The organism is Phycisphaerae bacterium (genome assembly GCA_035384605.1).
In the GTDB taxonomy this organism is placed as follows: domain Bacteria; phylum Planctomycetota; class Phycisphaerae; order UBA1845; family PWPN01; genus JAUCQB01.
Map to the genome: position 1 here is coordinate 21,253 of DAOOIV010000007.1, position 21,424 is coordinate 42,676.

The 21,424-nt window shown below is 62.0% G+C and carries 16 protein-coding genes and 1 tRNA gene; 10 read left to right on the top strand and 7 right to left on the bottom strand.

Annotated elements, in window-relative coordinates; all coding sequences use genetic code 11:
* Positions 1-429: 429 nt before the first annotated feature.
* On the top strand, positions 430-3,675 hold the full coding sequence (locus tag PLL20_03335) for a hypothetical protein (protein HPD29002.1): 3,246 nt from the start codon (positions 430-432) through the stop codon (positions 3,673-3,675).
* Positions 3,676-3,836: 161 nt separating this feature from the next.
* Here PLL20_03335 and PLL20_03340 read toward each other — a convergent pair whose 3' ends face one another.
* On the bottom strand, positions 3,837-4,025 hold the full coding sequence (locus PLL20_03340) for a Flp family type IVb pilin (GenBank protein HPD29003.1): 189 nt from the start codon (positions 4,023-4,025) through the stop codon (positions 3,837-3,839).
* A 772-nt stretch (positions 4,026-4,797) separates the two neighbouring features.
* On the opposite strand from PLL20_03340, the gene PLL20_03345 reads away from it, so the two are divergent.
* The 5 genes from PLL20_03345 to PLL20_03365 all read left to right on the top strand — a co-directional run bounded on the left by PLL20_03345 (position 4,798) and on the right by PLL20_03365 (position 9,836).
* Positions 4,798-6,126 carry a hypothetical protein gene (locus PLL20_03345; GenBank protein ID HPD29004.1) on the top strand — a complete coding sequence of 443 codons (1,329 nt, stop codon included), beginning with the start codon at positions 4,798-4,800 and terminating at the stop codon, positions 6,124-6,126.
* 75 nt (positions 6,127-6,201) lie between these two features.
* Entirely contained in the window at positions 6,202-7,068 is an 867-nt protein-coding gene (mutM, locus tag PLL20_03350) for a bifunctional DNA-formamidopyrimidine glycosylase/DNA-(apurinic or apyrimidinic site) lyase (protein HPD29005.1), read from the top strand.
* Positions 7,069-7,174: 106 nt separating this feature from the next.
* On the top strand, positions 7,175-7,804 hold the full coding sequence (locus PLL20_03355; protein HPD29006.1) for a hypothetical protein: 630 nt from the start codon (positions 7,175-7,177) through the stop codon (positions 7,802-7,804).
* A 150-nt stretch (positions 7,805-7,954) separates the two neighbouring features.
* On the top strand, positions 7,955-8,215 hold the full coding sequence (locus PLL20_03360) for a hypothetical protein (protein HPD29007.1): 261 nt from the start codon (positions 7,955-7,957) through the stop codon (positions 8,213-8,215).
* A gap of 556 nt (positions 8,216-8,771) precedes the next feature.
* On the top strand, positions 8,772-9,836 hold the full coding sequence (locus PLL20_03365; GenBank protein ID HPD29008.1) for a hypothetical protein: 1,065 nt from the start codon (positions 8,772-8,774) through the stop codon (positions 9,834-9,836).
* A gap of 55 nt (positions 9,837-9,891) precedes the next feature.
* On the opposite strand, the gene PLL20_03370 is transcribed toward PLL20_03365, so the two are convergent.
* Positions 9,892-11,061, bottom strand: a complete 1,170-nt coding sequence (locus tag PLL20_03370; protein HPD29009.1) for a uroporphyrinogen decarboxylase family protein — start codon at positions 11,059-11,061, stop codon at positions 9,892-9,894.
* Positions 11,062-11,196: 135 nt separating this feature from the next.
* Here PLL20_03370 and PLL20_03375 point away from each other — a divergent pair, with 135 nt between their 5' ends.
* Entirely contained in the window at positions 11,197-11,952 is a 756-nt protein-coding gene (locus tag PLL20_03375; GenBank protein HPD29010.1) for a DUF72 domain-containing protein, read from the top strand.
* A 60-nt stretch (positions 11,953-12,012) separates the two neighbouring features.
* Here the strand turns inward: PLL20_03375 and PLL20_03380 are convergent, their stop codons facing one another.
* The 3 genes from PLL20_03380 to PLL20_03390 form a co-directional block, all read right to left on the bottom strand.
* Positions 12,013-12,474: an FxsA family protein gene (locus PLL20_03380; protein HPD29011.1), complete on the bottom strand. Its 462-nt coding sequence runs from the start codon at positions 12,472-12,474 to the stop codon at positions 12,013-12,015.
* Positions 12,475-12,478: 4 nt separating this feature from the next.
* On the bottom strand, positions 12,479-12,829 hold the full coding sequence (locus PLL20_03385; GenBank protein ID HPD29012.1) for a nucleotide pyrophosphohydrolase: 351 nt from the start codon (positions 12,827-12,829) through the stop codon (positions 12,479-12,481).
* Between the two features lie 129 nt (positions 12,830-12,958).
* Positions 12,959-14,932 carry a glycosyltransferase family 39 protein gene (locus PLL20_03390; protein HPD29013.1) on the bottom strand — a complete coding sequence of 658 codons (1,974 nt, stop codon included), beginning with the start codon at positions 14,930-14,932 and terminating at the stop codon, positions 12,959-12,961.
* 55 nt (positions 14,933-14,987) lie between these two features.
* Here PLL20_03390 and PLL20_03395 point away from each other — a divergent pair, with 55 nt between their 5' ends.
* Positions 14,988-15,887, top strand: coding sequence for a polyprenol monophosphomannose synthase (locus tag PLL20_03395; GenBank protein ID HPD29014.1), 900 nt, complete (start codon positions 14,988-14,990; stop codon positions 15,885-15,887).
* A 492-nt stretch (positions 15,888-16,379) separates the two neighbouring features.
* On the top strand, positions 16,380-18,071 hold the full coding sequence (locus PLL20_03400; GenBank protein HPD29015.1) for a hypothetical protein: 1,692 nt from the start codon (positions 16,380-16,382) through the stop codon (positions 18,069-18,071).
* Between the two features lie 335 nt (positions 18,072-18,406).
* Here the strand turns inward: PLL20_03400 and PLL20_03405 are convergent.
* A tRNA-Met gene (locus tag PLL20_03405) sits at positions 18,407-18,480 on the bottom strand.
* Between the two features lie 523 nt (positions 18,481-19,003).
* Between PLL20_03405 and dgoD the strand changes: the two genes are divergently transcribed.
* Positions 19,004-20,182 (top strand): galactonate dehydratase, encoded by a 1,179-nt coding sequence (gene dgoD / locus PLL20_03410; GenBank protein HPD29016.1) that lies wholly within the window; start codon positions 19,004-19,006, stop codon positions 20,180-20,182.
* A 6-nt stretch (positions 20,183-20,188) separates the two neighbouring features.
* Here dgoD and PLL20_03415 read toward each other — a convergent pair whose 3' ends face one another.
* A complete protein-coding gene (locus PLL20_03415; GenBank protein HPD29017.1) occupies positions 20,189-21,175 on the bottom strand; it encodes a prepilin-type N-terminal cleavage/methylation domain-containing protein in 987 nt (328 codons plus the stop codon).
* Positions 21,176-21,424: the final 249 nt, after the last annotated feature.

The following is a 21,424-nucleotide window of genomic DNA, read 5'->3' on the forward strand; positions in this document are numbered from 1 at the left end:
CGACACGCCCTGTTTTCGGAGTCGTGTCAATAGCGACCTCCCGCCAAGCTGCGAACGATGTCGATGCGGACATCGCGTCCATGTGCAATTCCTGGATCTCGCTGACCGGAAACAAACGGCATGCCCCGGTACTGCCCCGGTTCCCAGGTGTTGGCAGGATGACGAGATTATACCCCTTCCACCTACCCGAGTACAGGCCCGTGACCGGGCAACAGGAGGCGGGGGAAGAGCCGCAAGTCTTGACGAGAACGGCACTTTCCGTCCGGGACTGAGGGGCTTGACCGCGCGTGGGGCGGCGCGGATGATCCGAGTTGAACGCAGGGGACGACCGGTGCCGGATGTGAGGTGGGGCTGCACAGGGACCGGGCGGCCGGCAGTCCAAGGTCAGGGAATCCGTAACGAGGAGTTGTCGGGAATAGCAGGTGGCCGATGAACGCGATGCTTGTGCTCACGATGATGGCGGGAACTGCGGTGGTTGATAAGCGCATTGATCTTGGAGAGTTTGCGAGGGCGGTTGAATACACGGGCGACAAGCCGGAGACGCTCGAGGTTCGCGAACTCGACCGCGGTATTGACGGCTGGACGGCATGGAAAGGCGAGGACGGCCAGTACATGATCGGCCTGGAGTGGGATGAACCCCGCGATATTGCCGAGACGTGCATCGAATTCCGGCACGCCGTGGCTAATCGAGAGGCCATTGCGGTGCAGTACTGGCAGCATCACTGGCCCAGTGACGCCGCCGGCGGCTGGGCTCCGCTTGATGATCCGTTTCACGGCAAGTGGGTCACGGCAAAGGCCGACTGGTGGGCGGGGGATCGGGACGTCTCGTTTGCGTTCGTTCCGTATAACGAGGAGCAAGCCGGCGAGAAAGCTCCTGACATGCGTTATCGCCGGACATACCGTTTGAGGTTTCTTTGCGGCAAGAACGAGCTGCCGCCGGTGCGGTATCTGCGGGCATACGGTCCCAACAAGACGGTCGAGGCTACGTTTGATATTGAGATGGACGGCACCAGCAGGTTGGATGCGCCTTTGGCCGTCAGCGTGGTCAACGGCTACGTCCTGGCCGAGGATAAGAAGACGACCATGACGACGGCTCGCCTAGCGACGTCGCCGGCCAACATGACGCTCCGTTTTTTCGAGGGGGACGTTGAGAGCAAGACTCGCACCATCGTGACGGTTCGGAGTTCGCGCGATTCGATGGAGGGGTTCTCGTTCCTGCCGGCCGAGGCGGTGAAGTACGGCGTCATCCGCATCCCGTCGCTGGGCGTTGTCGTCTCGCACCGGGGCAGCCAGGCGGATGTGGAGGCAGGCTTGAAGGGAGGCATGGCCGTGTTCGATCGCGTGGCGGCCGAGCCCGAGCAGACCTGGGAGCGGGCCCGCAGGGAAATCCCGGTCTTGAGCAAGGTCAAGCATGAGGGTGGACCGTTGTACCTTCCGCTGGGTCCGCCCGAAGCCCGTCAGGAAATCGCCGTCCGCTACGACGGCAGTTTTCTGCTGGACAGCAGCGCGTTGAAATCCGGCGGCGTCGACGCCGAGCGCATGCAGTGGCCGGCGAACCGCTGGTTGATCCGTCTCATTTCCGGTGAGCCGGCCTTCGATCATGAAACCGAGGGCAACGTCAAGCAGCAGCTTCTGGACGGCTATTTGCCGATCGTGGTCAATAGCTGGCAGGCCAACGGCATCGATTACAGGCAGACGTCCGTTGCGGGTTTCCTCGACGAGAAGCACGGCAACGTCCAAGGCGATGAGACGGTTGTGCTCATGTCGCGGTTGGAGATGACCAATAGCGGGCAGAGCGATGCTGAGGCCGTCGTGAAGTTGTGGAACGAACCTCACGAGGCGATGGTCTTGGAGAACGGAAACATCTTGGCCAAGGGCCGGTACGAAGACGGCAAGCTGCGCAACTACGAGAATCCTCGGATCCGGTTCAGAGTCAATGCCCCCGACGGCAGTCTGAAGATCGGCCCTGAGTCGGAACAAATGCCCGACGCGGTGCTGACCTATCGGCGGAAGCTGGCGGCGGGTGCGTCGGAAGCGGTCGTGTTGGCCATTCCCTTCGTGACGATTGACACGGACGCTGAGTTGCAGCAACTGGCCGGGCTGGGATTTGACAGGATGCTCGAGCACGAGGTCGTTCGCTGGCGTCGCATCATCTCGAACGCGGCGAAGGTCGAGGTGCCCAACCAGCTCCTCAATGATTTCTACAAGGCGCAGTTGAGCCACATACTGATCACGGCGGACCGGGACGTGCACAACGGGCTGATGCTGGCGCCGGCCGCGACGTTTTCGTACAACGTCTGCCTGAACGAATCCTGCCACCAGATCCGAGCGCTGGAGATCCGGGGGTTGCACGACGAGGCCCGGCGGTTTCTCGATTTCGCCATCGAGGGGCAGTCGAGCCGCGGTCTGCACGGTCGATTCACCGATCGAAAGGGCGTGCTGCACGGCATGCCGACCAAGGACGGGGACTACCAGCATTTCAACTACAACCTCGACCACGGGTTCGTTCTCTGGATGCTGAACGAGCACTATCGCTACACTCGCGATCAGGAATGGTTAGGCAAAGTGGCGAATGCGATGGTGCAGGCGTGTGATTTCGTAACGCGTCAGCGTAAGACGGGCCCCGAGGCGAACACGCTCGGACGTGACGATGATCTGTGGGGCAAGGGGCTGTTGCCGCCGGGGCATCTGGAGGACCCACCTGAGTGGTTGTGGTGGTTCGCGGTGAACGCATACGCTTATCGCGGGATGAAGCTTACCGCCGAGTCGCTGGCCGAGATCAAACACCCGGAAGCCGAGAGGATCGCGAAAGACGCGGAGGACTTCGGCCGTTGTCTTCGTGACAGTTGTCGCGAGTCGATGCTTCGGGCTCCGGTTGTGCGTTTGCGCGACGGCACGTATATCCCGCACCAACCGACGCGGAGCCGATTGCGGGGACGTGACCTTGGCTGGATTCGCGATGCGCTCTACGGACCGGTGCACCTGATGGACTGCTTCGTGTATCCGGACGATTCTCGCGAGGCCGAATGGATTCTACGCGACACCGAGGATAACGTGTTCATCGGTGCGGCGCGAGGGCGTGCGGTTACCGACTATGAGCAGCAGTGGTTCAGTTGGGGCGGCATCACGCTGCAGTCGAATCTGCTGCCTAACCCGCTGATTTATCTGCGCCGCGGCGAGAGCAAGCATGCCATCCGGGCGTTTTTCAACAGTCTGGCGGCCAACGTATATGAGGACGTCCGCACTTTCTGCGAGCATCCCATCAAGAGGTATGGCGTGGGGACGGGGCCGTTTTTCAAGTCGCCTGATGAGTCGGCCTTTATTGTGTGGCTGCGGCATCTGCTGATTCTGGAACAAGGTGACGGACTGCACCTGCTGGCGGGCGTACCACAGGCCTGGCTGGCGCCGGGCAAGGAGATTGTCGTTGAAAGGGCTGCGAGCTGGTACGGTCCGATCGACATGAAGGTTACATCACAGGACACGCCGCGTCAGATAAGAGTGGAGATCGCCGGTCCGTCGCGATCGCCTGGGACAATAAGACTGCACGCCCGCGTCGGCCAGCCGCTCAAATCGGTGACGGTCAACGACAAGCCGACAAAGGATTTCGACGCCGAGAAGGGCATTGTGATGCTGCGAACATCCGGAGGGCGCACTATCGTTGTCATCTCGTATTGAGAAGGCTGATGGGATGCGCGTGCGAAATGTCGCAACCGGCCGGCATCTTGCGTCTGAGATCACAGGCAAGATACCGATCCCGCGCGATTCCTGCATGCGCTTGGATGGCAGACTAACCGTTTCGGGCCGCAGACCGGCTGTTCGGCAACATACGGATATCCCTACCAGCCAGCGTTCACGGCCGACGTGAACAGGTTGTTGACTTGTGCCCCGAGCAGCGTGATTCCTCCGACCATCACCGAAATAAGGAACGCCAGCATCACAGCGTACTCGGTCACAGTCGCGGCCTCCGATTCCGCGAAGAATCGGCGGCAGCCTGCCGCATATTGTCTTGCTCCACCGAGCCTCATGGTTCGTCCTTTCCCATGCGGCGAAATAGCTCGTACCTAAGTATTTACGATTCATTTCAGCCAGGGGCAAGGAAGGGAAAGACTGTCGACCCGGTCCGGAAAAACGTGGCGCGGCAAGGTTGGCCGGCGGTTGGCCGACCGCCGGGTTATCGGGCAAATGGATTGCAGGACGCGCGTGGGCGAATGCCCTGCATCATCGGGCGAATCGCACAGGAAAGCCCGATATCCAGCCCGGCAGGGCGCGTGGTCGTGACAGACACGGGGGCAATCGCCACGGTCTTTTGAGGGGGCTTTTTCGGAAGCCCACGCGCAAGGAGCCGGATCATCGAGCAGCCATATTGTGAAGGGGTGCTGCCTCGCGGTTGCGGCCAAGAAGAACCATGAAAAAGGTGAAAGCCTCGGTCGAATTCACGATTTGCTGTGGCCGGGTGCGTGACAGTCTGGGCGGGCATGCCGACCGGTCCAAGTTGGGCGATCAACCCCGTTCAGCGGGTTTGCCTGCCAAAACGGGCTTGATGGGGTAACACCGTGAAGGAGGAATCGGCCGACCGTGAACCAGTCGTAAAACGACCGACCAATTTGCCCTTCGGGAAAGACCGCTGAAGGGGTCTGCTTTCGGCTTGCGTTCGCGACAACCGGGTCAGCCGCGAGGAGTGTCGCCGCTTCTGTCAGGGGCCCCCTGTGGCTTGTTTCTTCCGGCGCCCGTTGTCGCCATTTCGCAACCGCGATACACTGACTGACAAGCATCCCGACGAGCATGGGGTCGGCAATCATGCGTTCATGCCCTGGAAGCCTGCGTCGCGCCGGAGCACTCAAGGTCCTGCTGATTATTTTCTTTGTGATGGTGCTGGTTTGCGCGGGCTTGGTGACGCTGGCAATCATGAATGGCCGCAGCTTGCTGGCATGGATGATATCCAAGCCGCTGAAGGCCCTTGTGCAGCAATGTTCTCTTCCGGACGATCAGAAGACTCGCCTCACGGCGAGCCTGGACGGGCTCATCGCCGACTTCCAGAATGAGCGGGTCAGCATCGCCCAGTTGAGCGGGATCTTTCAGGAGCTTGCCGAAGAGCCGTTCATCGATCTCGTACTGATCGAGATTGTGCGAAATGAGGCGGTCAAATCGGGTCACTTCAGCGACCAGGATCTGGGGGATCTCTCGCTGAGCCTGGACCGTCTACAAAGAGGAATCATCGAAGGCATACTCGACAGTGACGCCGTTAAGGCGACGATGGATTGCGTCTCGACGGCACAGCCGGACGGCGCCCGGCAGCTCAAGCAGCCCCTGATGCCGGCGGACATAAAGAGACTCGTTGCTGAGGCCACCAAGCAGGCGGACCGAGCGGGCATTCCGCGCGAGCGATACTTGGCGGACATCGCGGGGGAGGTGAAGCGGGTGATGGATCGGCAGCTTGGCAAAGGGACGAGCACCGCTCCAGCGGCCGTGCCGGCTCCACCGCCACCTCAGCCTGTAGGAGTGCCGGAGCCTCCTCCGCCGCCGGCTTCGCCTGCGTTCTCGACCGCGCCCAACGCGATGACGGCAATCCCGGTGGCCGTTCCGGTGCCCGTGGCGCCGCCGCCCGCAGCGGTCGTCAGCGAGCCGCCGGCGGCTGTCTCACCTGCATCTGCCCCGGTTTCACCAGCCACACAACCGGTCGCAACTTCGGCCCAGCCATCGCCAGCCCAACCCGCTGAGCCGCAGCCACCGGCTTCCGCAGAGCCGCCGAAGCTCGTTGAACCGCAAACGGTGCCTTCGACACCGCCAGCCAGCCAGGCGGAACAGACGACCTCAATGCCTGCTGGCGTAGTGGAATCCCGGCCGTCCGCAGCCACCGCTGAACCGGCTGAGTCCCCGGTGACGGGGCCTGCACCGGCACCGCAGCCACCCTCAACCGCCTCGGCGTCGATACAACCGTCTTCACAACCGGCGGCCGGCCCGCCGCCACCCGCCGCGTCTGCGGCGCAGCCCCTGCCAGCGCCAACGACGGGTCCGGCAATCCCGCCGGCAGAAAGCGCTCCCGCAATGGCCACACAGCCTTTGTCCGCTGCCGCGGCGCTGCCAACTGTCCCGGCCCCCGTTCCACACACACTCCCCGGTCCATAGGCTTCCCGAGGATTCATAATCGCCCTGGGTGGCTTTCCGTCGATGAACCGCCGGTTTTGGGGGTATGATGATGCCATGCCTGAACTACCCGAGGTCGAAACCGTTTGTCGAGGCGTTGGCCAGCGGATCACAGGCTACACGATCGAGCAGGTCCACCTGAATCGTGCCGACGTAGTGCACGGGGCGGCGATCCCGCTGTGTGCGGCACTACATGGCCGGCGGATCAAAAGCATCGAGCGGGTCGGCAAGCAGATCATCATCGTAACCGACGGAGCGGTCGCCTTGATGGTTCACCTGGGGATGACCGGGAAGCTCATAGCGGTTCATCCGGAAATGCCGATCGAACCACACACGCATCTGCGAATCGGCTTTCGCGGCCGTAAGGTCGAACTCCGTTTCGTCGACCCCCGCCGATTCGGAGGAATCTGGTTGCTGGGGGCGGATTCAAGCCGAGTTGGATGGATCGGGCGGCAACGGCCATCGGTCGGCCCGGACGCTCTCACAGTGTCTTGCGAGGAATTTGCCCGTCGATTGGCCCGCCGCCGACAGATCAAAGCCCTGCTGCTTGATCAGCAGGTCCTCGGGGGCGTGGGCAACATCTATTGCGACGAGTCGCTGCATCGGGCCGGACTTCACCCAGCCGTGCGAGCAGATCGTTTGAGTATCGAACAAATCCGACGTCTATACCGAACGATACGGAGCGTTCTGGCACAAGCGATCAAGGCAGGCGGGTCGAGCATCAGCGATTATCGCAATGCCGACAATGCTCCGGGTCGGTTTCAAGTGCGTCACCGGGTGTACGACCGCGAGGGCCAGCCTTGCCGGCGCTGCAAGACGGCGATCAGGCGTCTGGTTGTCGCCGGTCGTGGGACGTTCATCTGTCCAAAGTGCCAACCGGGGCCACGGGTTGGATCTCCGAGGCCCTTAAGAAGGCAGACCTGATCCTGTTGGCGTCCTTTGACAGGCACAACTGGTCAACCATCACTTTCGCGGTTATAAATGTCCCCGTCGGGCTTCGTTGTCGGAATGCCCTATGGAATCAACACCCATGAAAACAGCCAAGCTCTTCACGATCGCACTCGTCAGCATGCTCCTGGCAGTCGCCGGTTGCCAGATGCCCCCACAACCGGTCGGCCCGACCCTCGGCACGGTGTCCGCCGAGACGCCGGAACATGTTGATCGTCTGTGGGAATCGGTGGAAACGGCACTGTTGACGTTCAACTTCGACATTGACCGACGGGATCGCGTGCAGGGAATCATGACCACATACCCGGAGACGTCGGCCAGCGGCTTTGAACTCTGGCGCGTTCAGCCGACACCGGCCTACTACTGGTGGGAAAGCAACATTCACACCATCCAGCGTCAAGCGGATGTTTACATCCGTGAGGCGCCGGCTGGGGGTAATTGCGAACTCGAAGTGAAGGTGGACCGTTACCGTCTCAGCCTGGAGGAGCGGCAGGTCGACAACGCCGCCGCGGCGATGCGGCTTTACAGCCGGGAGGCGCCCACGCTATCCGGGCAGATGCTTGGATCATCGAAGTCTACCCGCCGGATCCATCTTGGCCGCGATGGTTTTCTGGAGCAGGCCATTCTTGAAGCGATCTTCCGGGAATACAAGAAACCGACGACAACGGGGCCAGCGGGTGATTCAGGTTCGACGGTGGTCAAGGGGGGATAGCGGAATCCTGCGCCGTTGCCCCGTGTGGTAAGCCGTTCCTCTTGTTGATGCTGTACGGCGATTCGTGATTTTCTTCGGGGGTTTCACAATCCGCGGGTTTTCGGGTATACTAGCGCGTGAAGCCTAACAGCGCAGCCAGCGAGGGCCGGCTTGCTCACGGGCATCGGGATCGAGGATGTGATGGTCAACAGGCAGCAAGCTGAACCGAAGATATGGAATTGGCGGGTTCGTGCCAGGTCGATCGACAGCCAGATCGTGACGCTGGGGAAGTACGACACCGAAGACGAAGCAAAGGCGGATCGCGATAAGATTGTGAAGGAAGGGTTCTATCGCAACGTCAGGGTGGAGCAAATCAAGCCCAAAGGGGGAACCCAGCAACCGACAACAGCGGAGAACCAGCCTGCCAAATGAGGATGAGGCTCCGCCCGCTCCTCGATCAACAATTATCGAATCCACGCTTGCAGGCAGCCGACAATAGCGATCCGAGGCCCATTGAGGCCGTCGTCGGCAGCGTGTCCTGCTCTGCCTTTCAGGCTATCCGACGGCACAAGCCTGCCGCAAAACCAGCCCGACCACTTGTGGGGCCGGCCTGAGGGGATTGCCTCGCCCGGGACGGGCTACGGGCAACCTCTGGGCTGTCTCTCGGCGGCCGACAGTCAGCCCCCTGAGCCCGGGGCCGCCTTGCCACAACTCCCCGGTTATGGGGTATACTATAGAGCGACTCGGGGAGCGAGGCAGAGGCTCAGGAAGGTCCGCCACTTCATATCGTGGGGGCGGACCAGGTCCGGCGCAGTCACGGCGTCCGTTCGATGCCGGGCCGCAGTTGTCGAAGGCAAGGCAAGATTGGAAGGCGATTCCGCCTGTTGCACAGGGGGAGTCCATGTCCGAGCACGTAGTCGTTCGCTGTCAATCCTGCTTACAGAAGTACCGCGTGCCTCCTACGTCGGTCGGGCGGAAGGCCCGTTGTGTGAAGTGTCACGCCGAGTTCATTATCGGTGGTGACAAGCCGACGGACGAAGACACGATTGTGGCGTGGATCACCGAGGATGACCCCTCCTCTCGGTCGGTGATGGGTTCGACGGGCATCTTTCAAGGCCCGGAAACGCACCAGGAAGCTCCGAAGGCAAGCGCATCGAAGCCGGTTCCCATGTCGGTCGCTCCGGAGCCCCTCCAACAGGTCGTGCACCTTGAAGGAATCAGGGACAACGGCGCCCATTTCGAGTTTCCCGCCGCGGCTCTGACCCGTGAGGATCTGAGAGACTCCTTCCCACGCAAGTGCGTTGGCTGTTCGGGGCGCAACGACTTGCGGGTTCATCTGCTTTATTGGCCGGAGCGTATGCTCGGCAAGGAACGCACATACTGGAAAGACCGCGTTGAGACAGTGGTGGGTGATCTCGAACGCTTCGCCAACTCCGCGGGGTCGGGACTGCTCAGGCAACTGCCCAGAACCCGACATCTGGAGCACCCGTTTGACCTGCCTTTTCCTGTCTTTGCCTGTCGATATTGCCGGCCTTCCGAGGAAGTGGAGACCCATGTCAGCGGCAGACCTCCGCACGACGTTTGCCGCCTGCGGATCGCCTCGCTGTCGGTGGCCGTCAGTTTCTTCCGCAATAACGGCGGGCGCGGCTCGCACGCGTACCAGCGTCTTATTGAGGAACGGGATCGTCGGCAGGACCCCTGGCGGGCCCTGGATCCGCAGATCCGACACGGCATCTTGCAGTGGTTCCAGCCCCAGCCGGGAGAGACTTTCGTGCGCTTCATCCACGACCGGGATTTCTCGCCGGCGCAGGCCGCGGTCGCCGGGTCGGTGCTGACCGATCGCCGCCTGGTCTTCAAGCTGCAATCTGAATGCGAAGGCTATCCGCTCAACGGCGAGGGCCGAATCGAGATCATGCGCAAGGGTGACCTGGCCATTGCGCACATCTACCTGCATGGGCAGCGTCCGGCGGTGCTCAAGCTCGGGATCGTTCAGGCGGACGAACTGCTCGACAGCCTGCGACAGTTGCGGTGCCGCTGGACGGTCGTGACATGAGTCGCTGCGTCGCTTTCCCGAAGGCCGACGGTTCGGGCAGGCATTCCACCACCGGTCAGGAAGCGTAAACCCCATACTCGCATAGCGTTTCCCACATGGCCATGTAGTTTTCGGGTGGGACGTCGCCTTGAACGTTATGAACAGGGTTGAAGACAAACCCACCGCCGGGCGCCAGATCGTCGATCCGCCGCCGGACTTCGTCACGGACCTGCCGGGGTGTGCCGTAAGGGAGGACTCGCTGCGTGTCGACGCCACCGCCCCAGAAGGTGATGTCCCGGCCATACAGGCGCTTCAGCTCCCTGGTATCCATGCCTTCGGCGCTGACCTGCACGGGGTTGAGGATGTCGATGCCTTCGTCGATCAGTTGCGGGATGAGGTCTTTGACCGCTCCGCAGGAATGGAAGAAGATGTAAACGCGGGATTTGGCGCTGGAGCGGATATGCTCGAAGAGCCGTCGATGGCGCGGAGCGATGAACTCCCGGTACATCGCCATCGACATGATCGGTCCCCGCTGGGTGGCAATGTCGTCTGCCTCTGAGACAATCAGCACGTTCTCGCCGACGGTCTCCAGGGCCTTCTTCCAGTAACGCATTTTCAAGTCGGTGACGATATCCAGCAGGGCGTGGGCGAAGCCGGGGTTTGCGGCCATGTCAACGAGGAAGTTTTCAAATCCGCGCAGCCATAAGGAAACCTCGAACAGACCGGCCGCGTGACGTCCGAGAACGTACGCTTTTTTCTCTTCATGCACGAAGCGGTCGGCCCGCTGCTTCATAGTGGCGAACCGCTCCGGGTCCTCCGGGTCCGGCCAGGGGTACTTCTCCAGATCGGCCACGGATTCGGCGTCTGCCAGCGGATGCTTGTACATGTCGAAGTAAAGGCCGTCCTGGACCGGCATGCGCCAGGTGATGCCCCACTGGTCCTGGTAGCAGTGGTAGTCGCCCTCGCGGCGAACGGGGGTGGCCAATGGGGTTTGCGCCTGGCCCGGGTCCACGCAACGGACGTCCACCATGAGGCGGTCGAGCACATCCTGATCGATGCGGGCAAGCTGCTGCTTGGTATCGTAGGTTTGCACCTCGACCTCCGGCAGGCCAAGGTATTTTCGCAGGTTGCGGTAGGCCACCGTGTTCATACCCGTCAGGACGGTGCCGCCGAGGTCAAACGGCACCCGATCGGGCTCGCGATGCTCCAGGGCGGCCTTGATCCGTTCGTAAGAGGTGTATGTCATGCGCGACTCCGTTGTCTACACGCCGGCCGTCTCCGTTTGCTGCCATCATAGGAGCGGTACAGGTGAGCCGCAAACAATCTTGTTACGGTCAAAGCTGTTCTTGCCGAGGCAAGCATCCCAAGGGATGATGTTTTCATGGCCGCCGCACAACTGCACGTCGGAACCAGCGGTTGGTGTTACGCCCACTGGGCCCAGGGGCGATTTTACCCCAAGGGGCTCCGCCAGGGCGAATGGCTGCGATTCTATGCCGAGCAATTCAGCACCGTCGAGTTGAACGCGTCTTTCTACCGTCTGCCGAAAACCGAGATGGCCGCACGATGGCGCGAGATCACCGGTGCCCGATTCCTGTTCGCGGTCAAGCTGTGGCGGCGGATCACTCATGACAAGAAGCTGGAGGATTGCACCGATGAATTGCGGGGTTTTCTTGCAGCGGTTGAGCCGCTGGGAACGAAGCGCGGCCCGCTGTTGGTGCAGTTGCCGCCGGGGATGCGATGCGACGCAGGCCGGCTCGATCGCTTTCTGGAGGAGTTGGGACGCCAATCGACGGGGCATCACTGGCGGGTGACCGTGGAATTCCGCAACGACACGTGGCTGGTCGACGAGGTTTACGGCGTGCTGGATCGGCACAAGGCGTCGGTGTGCCTTGCGGACATGGGGCGTTGCCCGATCACCCGGCCGAACGATGTTGACTTCGTGTACATACGGCGACACGGTCCGGCCGGGTCTTACCGCGGTTGCTACTCGCTGGATGAACTCAGGCATGATGCCCGGCAGATCCGGCGGTGGCTGAATGCAGGCAGGGACGTCTACGTCTATTTCAATAACGACGCCGAGGCCAACGCGGTCACCAACGCGCGTGAACTCATCGATCTGCTGGACGGCCGATCCTGAACAGGCAAAACCGGCCGGCCTACAGGCCGCTGGGGACTGCGGCAACTCGGCGCCGTGGCGTCAGCTCCGCTCGGAATCCTGAGGTGAATGGGCCTCAACGTCGATGAGATCGTCCGGCCCCGGCGGACGTCCTGAATCCGGGCCGGGCATGTTAACGATCGTGAAGCCGGCGGCGAACCGCCTCTTGAGATAACGCCTGGCCAAGGCGCGCATCGGCGGGATCAGCAACAGCAAGGCGATCACATCTGTCACGAACCCAGGTGCGACCAGCAAGACTCCGGCAACCAGAATCAACAAGGCGTCGACCATCCGATCGCCCGGCAGCCGCCCCGCCTCCAGGTCCGCCCGCACGCCGTGCAGCGTCCGCAGACCTTCATGCCGGGCCAGAGCAGCGCCGAGTACGCCCGCCGCCAGCACCATCGCGATCGTCGGTCCGACGCCGATGATGCCCCCGACCTTGATCATCACCGCCAGCTCGATCAGCGGCATGAGCGTGAACAGGAGCAGGAGCTGGAAAAGCATCGTATCAGTACTTCCCCTTGTATTCCCGGACCGGATACTTCATCGCGTTTTTGGCCATTTTGGCGCGCAGCGAAGTGGCGATATCGATGTCCGCCGTGTTGGCAAAGGACAGGACAAAGGCCAGCACGTCAGCCAGCTCCTCAGCGACGTCGGCTTTGTTCCCGGCATCTTTGACCCACTCGCGCGAGGGATCATTCTTGATCCAGCGGAAATGCTCCATCAGTTCGGCGGCCTCGGTGGCAATAGCCATGGACAGATTCTTGGGATCATGAAACTGCTCCCAGTCGCGATCCCGGATGAACGCGGCGATCTCGCGGCGAAGCTCGGCGACGGTGGTATCTTCATCGGTCGGCACGGCGATCCTCCCCGGCGGCACAACGGGTGCCGCGTGCGAAACAGGGTAACATGAAGCAGGAGAAACACATAACAATCGTCCGTGCCGGGTGCGGCGACGGAGCAATTCGCCCGCGGCCCGGCAGGCGGGCTACGGAGCCGCCTGCGACGCCGGCAAAGAGGCCGCTTTCATCGGTGGTCGGTTCGAGATGACCATCCAGTCCTTGTCGGGGTTGCCCGGATCACATTTTGCGCGGGCAATATCGTAGAAAGTTACACTCTTGACTTCGTTTCTCGCCTTCTTGTATTTCTCGTAGCTAGCCAGCAGATAGACGGTTTCATCGCCAGCGAGCAGGTTTTCGGCTTTTTTTAAGACGTGTGCCTCGAGCAATTCCCTGACGCCCGGCCTGGTTCGGTTGACACCTATGAAGCCGACAACCTCCTCGGGCGTGACGAGGTATCTCGGCCGGCGGCCGTAGTAGAAACTGAGTCTCGCATCGGGCCGCGAGTAAGTCCAATAGATGCTCGCACCGGGAGGGACGCCGGCCTGATCGAGAGCCTCATCAAGCATACGCACTCGCTCGCTGTTCTCGGCCGCCAGGGTCGGGCCGCAGATATACCACGCCGAATGAAAAGCGGCGACGGTAGCCACCGAAGTCAGAGCCAAGGCCCACCAGCCGTGGCCCCAGACATACAACAGGCCGGCCCAAAGCAGCACGACCAGTGCTCCCGCCGCAATCACCGTCAGGGCCCCCGCGACCTTCGGGATGTACGCATTCATCCAGAAATTCCCGAAAACGAGCATGAGAATCGCCGACACGGCCACGATGGCCCAAGCGATCCAGGCGAAACGAAGCGGATCCTGAATGACAACGTCATGCCAGCGGCCGAACCATATCTTGAGTTTCACGGGTATGGTCGTCGGTACGAAGGCATAGAAGCGTTCGGCGACCAGCCCCATCATCAGCAGCAGAGGCGGCACGGCCGGAAGAATGTAGTACGGCTTCTTGAAGGACAACAGGGACATCACCGCCAGCCCGATCAGCCAGCAGAAGCCTGCAAAAAACAGCGCTCGTCGCTGCCAGGCATAGCGCTTCAGCCAGGGCGCGGCGACGGCCTCTGCCAACAGGAAGAGCCACGGAAAGGTCAGGCCGATGATTATGGGCACGTAGTAGAATGCTCCACGAGGGCGCGTGTCATCGTAGAAGCCCTGGGCCCTTTGCCAGTATTGCCAGTTCCATATGTCCCAGGCATGCGGAAACTGTCTGCCCACAGCGATCATCCACGGGACAAAGATGGCCGCGAAGACGATCAGGCCGGGCACCAGATAGAGACGGGTAAAGGCCCTGGCCGTCTGCCGGGGAATCTGTCGCCCGAAGCAGGTCAGCACCTGTCTCCAACCACGCAAACCCAGGAACGCCAGCAGCCGCAACGGGCGCTCGGTATACCACCAGACGGCCAGTGGAACGGCGGTCAGCGCCATCGGCGCCGGCCCCTTGGCCAGCATCCCCGCGCCCAAGGCGACATAGAACAACATCATGTGAACGAATCGGACCCACGCCCGGCGGGTGGTGACTCCGTGCCAGAAATGCACGAGGGCCCACGTACAGCAGAGAGTCAATAGCATTTCCGCCGTGGCGTTGACTGAATACATCAGGAAAGCAACGCTGGAACCGGAAACCAGCGCAGTGACCGGGCCCACGCGCCTGCCAAACATCGATGAAGCCAGATGCCAGAGCAGCAGGACGGTCAGCAGGGCCGAAACGGCGGTTGGCAACCTCGCTGACACGGTGGTTACCGGAAGATCCAGTTGCGGATCGTTGGGCAGCAGGTACGAGGCTCCCGCGACAAGCCAGTAAGGAAGCGGCGGTTTGCGCATCCAGGGCGTGTCCAGGAAAGTGGGCACGATCCAGTCGCCGCTCAGGCGCATGTTTCGGCCGCACTCGGCAACGATTGCTTCGTGATCGCCAAGTCCGGGACCGCCCCAGATTGCCCCGAGCGTGGCCACGACAACCAAGGCCAGGACGGCAAGTCTGATGAGTATGCTGAAGGTAATCGCCGCCAAGCGGTTCGGGGGATCCCGCTGGACGGAGACCGACGGAGTCTGTAGGGTGTATTGGCTCACGAGGGCACCTGCTGTAACGCGTCCGCTGACGCGCAGTGCCACTATATGTCGATGAATGGAGCTTCGCAATTACCGCGAGGAACGTCGGCGAAGCCGGCGCGAGGAGCAGGCTTTGGACAACTCCCCTCTTGTTTCGATCGTCGTGCCCACCTACCGTGAGGAAGCCAACCTCCGCCCCCTGGTCACCCGCATTGCAGCGGCGATGGAATCGGCCGACCACGAATGCGAAATCCTGGTGGTCGACGACGACAGTCGCGACGGTACTGATATCGCAGTGCAAGAGCTGGCGGAGCGGTATCCCGTCAGACTGATCACGCGAACCGGTCCGCGGGATCTCAGTCTGGCCGTCCTGGAAGGGTTGCGTCAAGCTCGCGGTCAGATCCTGCTGGTAATGGACGCCGACCTGAGCCATCCGCCGGAGCAAATCCCCGAGCTGTTGAAAGCACTGAATCAGCCGCCGACGGATTTCGTGATCGGCAGTCGCTACATGCCTGGCGGGCACACGGAGGAAGGCTGGGGTGTATTCCGGCGTCTGAACAGCTTGGCGGCGACGTTGCTTTGCCGGCCGCTGGTCGGACGGGTGACCGATCCGATGGCCGGCTTCTTCGCGCTTCGGCGCGACACCCTTGTGAATGCCGACCCGCTCGACCCCATCGGCTACAAGATCGGTTTGGAACTGATCTGCCGATGCCGATGCCGACACGTGCGGGAAGTACCCATCTGTTTCGCAAACCGCACTTGCGGTCAGAGCAAGCTGAACCTGGACCAGCAAAGCCGTTACCTGGTTCATCTGGGCCGGCTGTATCGCAGCTACTCACGGGGCTGGGGACTGGTGATTCGCCCGATCCTGGCGGTCATGCGAGCGGGAATTGCGGTCGTCGAATACCTCAGGTCCAGCCGACCGGACGTCGTCGCCTCCATATCGGTCGCCGTGCACAAGAATCGAGCCGCTTGAGGGAAGAATCGCCGGCGGCACGGGACAAGCCGTGGCATGAGGCCGGGCGCCGGGCCGTGGCGATTGCGTCGTACAACCTCGCAAAGCCTGCGCTCGACCGTTGCGACAGTCGCCGAGAGGCAGGCAGTTACTTCTCATCTGCAAATCGAGCGGGGTTTTCTGCTGATCAGAAGAAAGAGAACCGCGTGGCGGCCCCGCCCCTGCCCGATGCCAGGAACGATCCGAAAAACCCGCACACTCTTGGAACAACGACAAGGAACCAGGCTGCGGGATCGCTGAGAAAACGTGTGGACGTTGTTGTCTGGCCTGGTTCGGCGCGGTATGGTGCCGCGGAAGCGCGCCGGCATGAATGACTCGACCGGGACGCTGCTTTTTCCGGACATACGGCCGTTATGAGGTTCCGGGGCTTTGGAATGCCGACCGGGCATGGCGGGGCGCTGTTCATGAGCGGCGTCCTGACCCTCCAATCGTACGGCCGCTGGAGTGCGTGACGTGCAGAAGCTCTCGATCACCGAGACTCCCAATGAACTGACGACGGACATCGACGTGGCCTCGCCGGTCGGCATTGTGCGTATGCTTCGGGCGGCCGATGCCCAGATCTATAGCGGTTATCGCGACTACCCCGCAGTCTGCGACGCCGAGATCGTGGCCAAGATCGTCCGGACGATCGAATGGGCCGCGCCGGTGCTGGGGCGCGAGGATTCCGTTGTGGTCATCTCCGGCGCCGGCACGAGCGGGCGGTTGGCGATGTTCGCCGCACGGACGTTCAACCGGTTTCTCGCCGGCTGCAAACGCGCGCCCAACGTTCGTTATCTCATTGCCGGGGGCAATCTGGCGCTGATCAAGGCCCAGGAAGGCGCGGAAGATGATCCGCACAAAGCCGTTGACGATGTTGAGCCGCTTGTCAGAGGCAAACGGCGCGTCTTATACATCGGTGTGACCTGCGGCCTGTCGGCGCCGTATGTGGCGTCGCAGATGCTGCATCTGTCGCGGCGGCGCGGCACGAAGTGTGTGCTGATCGGGTTCAGTCCGGCGGATCGGGCGCGCGATGTCGAAGTCGAGGACTGGGACAAGACGTTCGCGAGTGCTTTGCAGTCGGTCTTGCGGCGCAGGAACTTCCTGCTGCTGAATCCGGTTGTCGGCCCCGAGCCGATTACGGGCTCAACGCGTATGAAAAGCGGCAGCGCCACCAAATTACTGTTGGAAGTTATTTTCGCCCTGGCGGTCGAGCAGGGCGGGCAGGGCGTGCTGCCGGAGCGCGTGGCGGCGTGCCTGAAAGCCTATGAGCAGACCCGCGTGGCCGTGTACGAGCAGACTGCCGCGATCGGCCGACTCGTGGAGCTGGGTGGTCGGGCGCTGCGACAGGGCGGGCATATCTACTACCTCGGCGCCGATACGCCGGGCATTCTGGGCACGGTGGATGCTTCCGAGTGCCCGCCGACGTTCGGAGCGGATTTCGATACCGTCAGGGGTTTTGTTGTCGGGGGTTGGCGGACGCTGTTGGGACCGGGCCACGACCTGAGTGACGAGGGTCCCTGGTATCGCATCTCGCTCGACGAGTTCAAACAGGTCAAACTCCCCGCCCTGAGCGGTAAGGATCTTGTCGTCGGGCTCGGCATGGACCTCCATCGGCAGGTGGGCGAGGCGTTGCATCGCAGCCGCAACGCCGGTGCTCGGACCGCAGTGGTGCAGGTGGGCCGGCGGGCGCGGGGACGGGTTGCCGTTGATGCGGCGGTCTGTGTACCGAACGTGCCGAAGACGATTATCCCGGGCGCGAAGGTGTTCGAAGAGTTCGGCACGAAACTGATATTGAACGCGTTGACCACCGGGGGCCACGTGCTCAGCGGCAAGGTCTACCAAAACCGCATGGTCGACCTGCGTATCAGCAACAACAAGCTGTTTTACCGAACGATCGGCATTATTCAGCATATCAGCGGGGTCTCGGCCGAGGCGGCGAAGCGACATTTGCTGCGGAGTATCTACGGCACCGACCGGGTCACGCCCAGGATGATGAACGCCAAACCGTCGCAGCATGTCCAGGCATCCACGAACGTGACGAAAATCGTCCCCAAGGCGCTGATCATGGCCATGGGCCGGACAACGCCGGCTGAGGCAGACAGGCTTCTGAAAAAAGAACCCATCGTTCGCGCTGCGATTGAACGGTTAAAGAGTGCATCGACCTGAACCGCAGGTCGCCAGGGAGACAACACATCCCCATAGACCCTTTGCACTGAGCCCTTGCCCTGTCATACACAGGATTGCTTCGGCGCCAACAAACCAACACCTGAGGGAGACCGCCTTTTCGCGGGCCGCAATCCAAGCGCGCCGTCATCCGGAAACATGCGCGCAATCTGCACACACGTCTGGCCGTAAGGCTCTCATTTGCGATCGCGGTCGGGATCTCGAACCTGTGGTTCGGGCGGCAGCGAACCAAGTCCAAGGCCAAGAAACCGTCGTGGCCGGATTGTCCCTGATGATGATAAGGTCAATTCGTACAAGGACTTGCGCGATTTAACGACTAGCGGCGAGTGGATTCGAACCACTGACCTTGGGATTATGAAGCCCACGCTCTAACCACCTGAGCTACGCCGCCAACATATTGGCTTGCCGGCACTTACGATTTCTTATCGGCCGGTGCCTTGCTCGTGCGACAACCGGAATCCCGACCTGCCAGCTCTGTAGCACCCTTCTCTGAGCGGGCAAAGGCCGGCGACTACCACGGCTCGTACGCACTCGGCGACACAAACCGCGAAATCGGACCCGGCTTGCCAGCCAATCCGCTCGCGGGCGGCCCTTCGCTGGCAAGCAAGCCCGCGGCCGGGTCAGCCTCGCCAATCCGCGAGCAAAGCCATAACCAAGCAGAATTATAACCGCCGACCCTTCAATTTGCACGTCAGCCCACCCAACCCCGGCCGGTCTTGGCCCTGCCAGTAATGACCGGGGCGGTGCGCCGGCAGGATGGACGAAGCGAGAGCTCATCTTCCTGATACCGAATGCGGCAGCAGGTATTTGTGACCGCAGCCACCGAGAAGCCTCTGGTCGTCAGCCCGCCCGAACGGTATAAAGAGCCCTCTTCCGAAAAAAGACACTGCCCAAATGACTACGAGGGATGCCGCATGAGGATTACTGCTATTGAAACGCACGTCTGCAATGCTCGAATGCGGAACTGGGTATTCGTCAAGGTGGTGACCGACCAGCCAGGGCTGTGGGGCTGGGGCGAGGCCACGCTGGAATGGCACACGCGGGCGGTGGTCGGCGCGATCCAGGACATCGAGCCGCTGCTGATCGGCGAAGACCCCACGCGTGTCGAGCACCTGTGGCAGATGATGTACCGTCAGCACTTCTGGCACGGAAATGGAATCATCCGGGCGACGGCCATGAGCGGGATTGACCTGGCGCTGTGGGATATCGTCGGGAAGATCCACAATGTGCCTTGCCACAAGCTCTGGGGTGGCCCGGTTCGCGACTACATCCGCACCTATTGCCACCTGGGCGGCGGGAAGATGGAAGACTTCTATGAAACCGATCCGAAAGATGCGACGCGGTTCGCCGAACTGGCCCGCAAGGCGGTCGAGGACGGTTTCACGGCGTTCAAGACCATGGCCGTTCCGTGGACCATGCCGATCGAGGGCCTTCGACCGATCAAGTATGCCGAGGCCTGCGTCCGGGCGATGCGCGAGGCGGTCGGTGATGACATCGACATCATGGTTGATTGCCACGCACGGCCGTCGCCGCGGATGGGCGTGCTTTTTGCCAAGGCCCTGGAGCCCTACGGCCTCTACTGGTTCGAAGAGCCCTGCTGGCCCGAGACTGTTGACGGACTGGCCGAGGTTCAGCGGGCCGTCGTCACGCCCATCGCCACCGGTGAGCGGCTGATCAGCCAGCACGGCTTCCGCGAACTCCTCGAGAAGAAGGCGTGCAGCATCATCCAGCCGGACATCACCCACGTCGGCGGCCTCAGCGAGGCCCGGCGAGTGGCCGCCATGGCCGAGGTGTACCGCGTGGCCATGGCCCCCCACAACCCCCAGGGCCCGGTCAGCACTGCCGCGTCGCTCGAGTTCGGCTTTGCCACCCCCAGCTACATCATCTGCGAGGCCGTCCACCTTGACGTCCCGTGGCGGCAGGACGTGGTCAGGGAGGGCTTCACCGTCGAAAAGAAAGGCCGCATCGTCCGCCCGGGCAGCAAGCCCGGTCTGGGCATCGAGATCGACGAGGCCGAAGTCAAGAAGCACCCGTTCCAGCAGGAACTGCCCCAGCGAGTCTTCTACTCCGACGGCAGCGTCGGCGACTGGTGAGGGTCACTACGGGACGATGATCTCCGGCTCGCACGTAGCCTTGGACGGAAGCAACTCCGTCTTCGTGCCCGACGGGAACCACCATTTCGCCCGGCGGGCCTCGCTCCCCTTGCCGTTGTTGGCGTCGCTGCTGCCCTCGCGCTGGCGCTCGACGTGGCCGTCGAAGGCGGCGATGTTGATCGTCCCCCGATGTCGCCACATTTCCTTTCGGAGGAAATCGCCACGATAGGTCACTGGCCCCTCGTCGTGCGACCGCCACGCACCCTGCGACGAAAAGCCCCAGTTGGCGTTGGCGATCTCGCCTTTGGTTTTGGACACGATGTGGGCATCAGCCAGAAAGGCCTTGCCCGCCGGCTGCTTGATCAGATCCGGTTTGGGCACGTACCGCGCGGGGATGCAGTCTTCATGCCACCAGAGGGTGCCGGCCGTCTCGCCGGATTTCGCCTTGTCGCCGACGTAGGTGAAGTATCGCGACATGGCGTAGCTTGGGGCAAGTGTGTCCGCAGGGATCAGATCGGTCAGTTCCGGATAGTTGACCGGGCTGGTTCTACGGCGGTTCGTCGGGCACTGCGGAACCGCGCTGACGGCAGCCGTGTAGCGTTGTTTGAAGTCGCGCGGAGCGCGGGTGCCGAACTCCTTCAGAAGGGGACTGGCCCAATCGAAGATTTGCAGGGCGGGATAGTGATCACGGCTGGCCGTGGGCGTGTAGGCACCGGCAGCGAAACCGGGCGGCGCTCCGTTACCGCTGGTGTTAGGCGAACCGACGAGCCAGCCCCTTTGCTCCAGGCCATAGGCTGTGGCCGCAAGGCTGATCTGCTTGAGGCTCGACCCGCACATCGCCGCTCGTGCCAGTTCCCTCGCCCCCGACAGGCTCGGCAGCAGAATCGCCATCAGCAGAGCGACCATTGCCACCACAACCAGCACTTCGATCAACGAGAAACCGGCCGGGCGCTTACTGTTCTGTAAAGAGGTAAAAGGAGAGTACAGCAACATATCTGCCTCCGAAACGGCAGTATGGTATGCAAGCACTATTGAATGGTCAACAATTCTATCAAGATAAGTGCTGAACTGAAAAGAAACAAGACGGCCACGCGCCAGAGGCGCACAGATTGCCGAGGCATGGGACCGCTGAGGCTGTACTCATGGGAAGTTGTTCCTGCGGCCTGGAGGCATCAACAGACAGAGACCGCCTGATGCTCAAATAAGAGGCAGGCTGTCGCTGGTATCGTACTATCCGCAGCG

What these genes read in the sequence shown, in the direction of transcription:
- PLL20_03370 (HPD29009.1), bottom strand. Translation starts at nt 11,061, where the DNA reads ATGACATACACCTCTTACGAACGGATCAAGGCCGCCCTGGAGCATCGC.
- PLL20_03355 (HPD29006.1), top strand. Translation starts at nt 7,175, where the DNA reads ATGAAAACAGCCAAGCTCTTCACGATCGCACTCGTCAGCATGCTCCTG.
- PLL20_03395 (HPD29014.1), top strand. Translation starts at nt 14,988, where the DNA reads ATGGAGCTTCGCAATTACCGCGAGGAACGTCGGCGAAGCCGGCGCGAG.
- PLL20_03380 (HPD29011.1), bottom strand. Translation starts at nt 12,474, where the DNA reads ATGCTTTTCCAGCTCCTGCTCCTGTTCACGCTCATGCCGCTGATCGAG.
- PLL20_03415 (HPD29017.1), bottom strand. Translation starts at nt 21,175, where the DNA reads ATGTTGCTGTACTCTCCTTTTACCTCTTTACAGAACAGTAAGCGCCCG.
- dgoD (HPD29016.1), top strand. Translation starts at nt 19,004, where the DNA reads ATGAGGATTACTGCTATTGAAACGCACGTCTGCAATGCTCGAATGCGG.
- mutM (HPD29005.1), top strand. Translation starts at nt 6,202, where the DNA reads ATGCCTGAACTACCCGAGGTCGAAACCGTTTGTCGAGGCGTTGGCCAG.
- PLL20_03345 (HPD29004.1), top strand. Translation starts at nt 4,798, where the DNA reads ATGCGTTCATGCCCTGGAAGCCTGCGTCGCGCCGGAGCACTCAAGGTC.
- PLL20_03375 (HPD29010.1), top strand. Translation starts at nt 11,197, where the DNA reads ATGGCCGCCGCACAACTGCACGTCGGAACCAGCGGTTGGTGTTACGCC.
- PLL20_03335 (HPD29002.1), top strand. Translation starts at nt 430, where the DNA reads ATGAACGCGATGCTTGTGCTCACGATGATGGCGGGAACTGCGGTGGTT.
- PLL20_03340 (HPD29003.1), bottom strand. Translation starts at nt 4,025, where the DNA reads ATGAGGCTCGGTGGAGCAAGACAATATGCGGCAGGCTGCCGCCGATTC.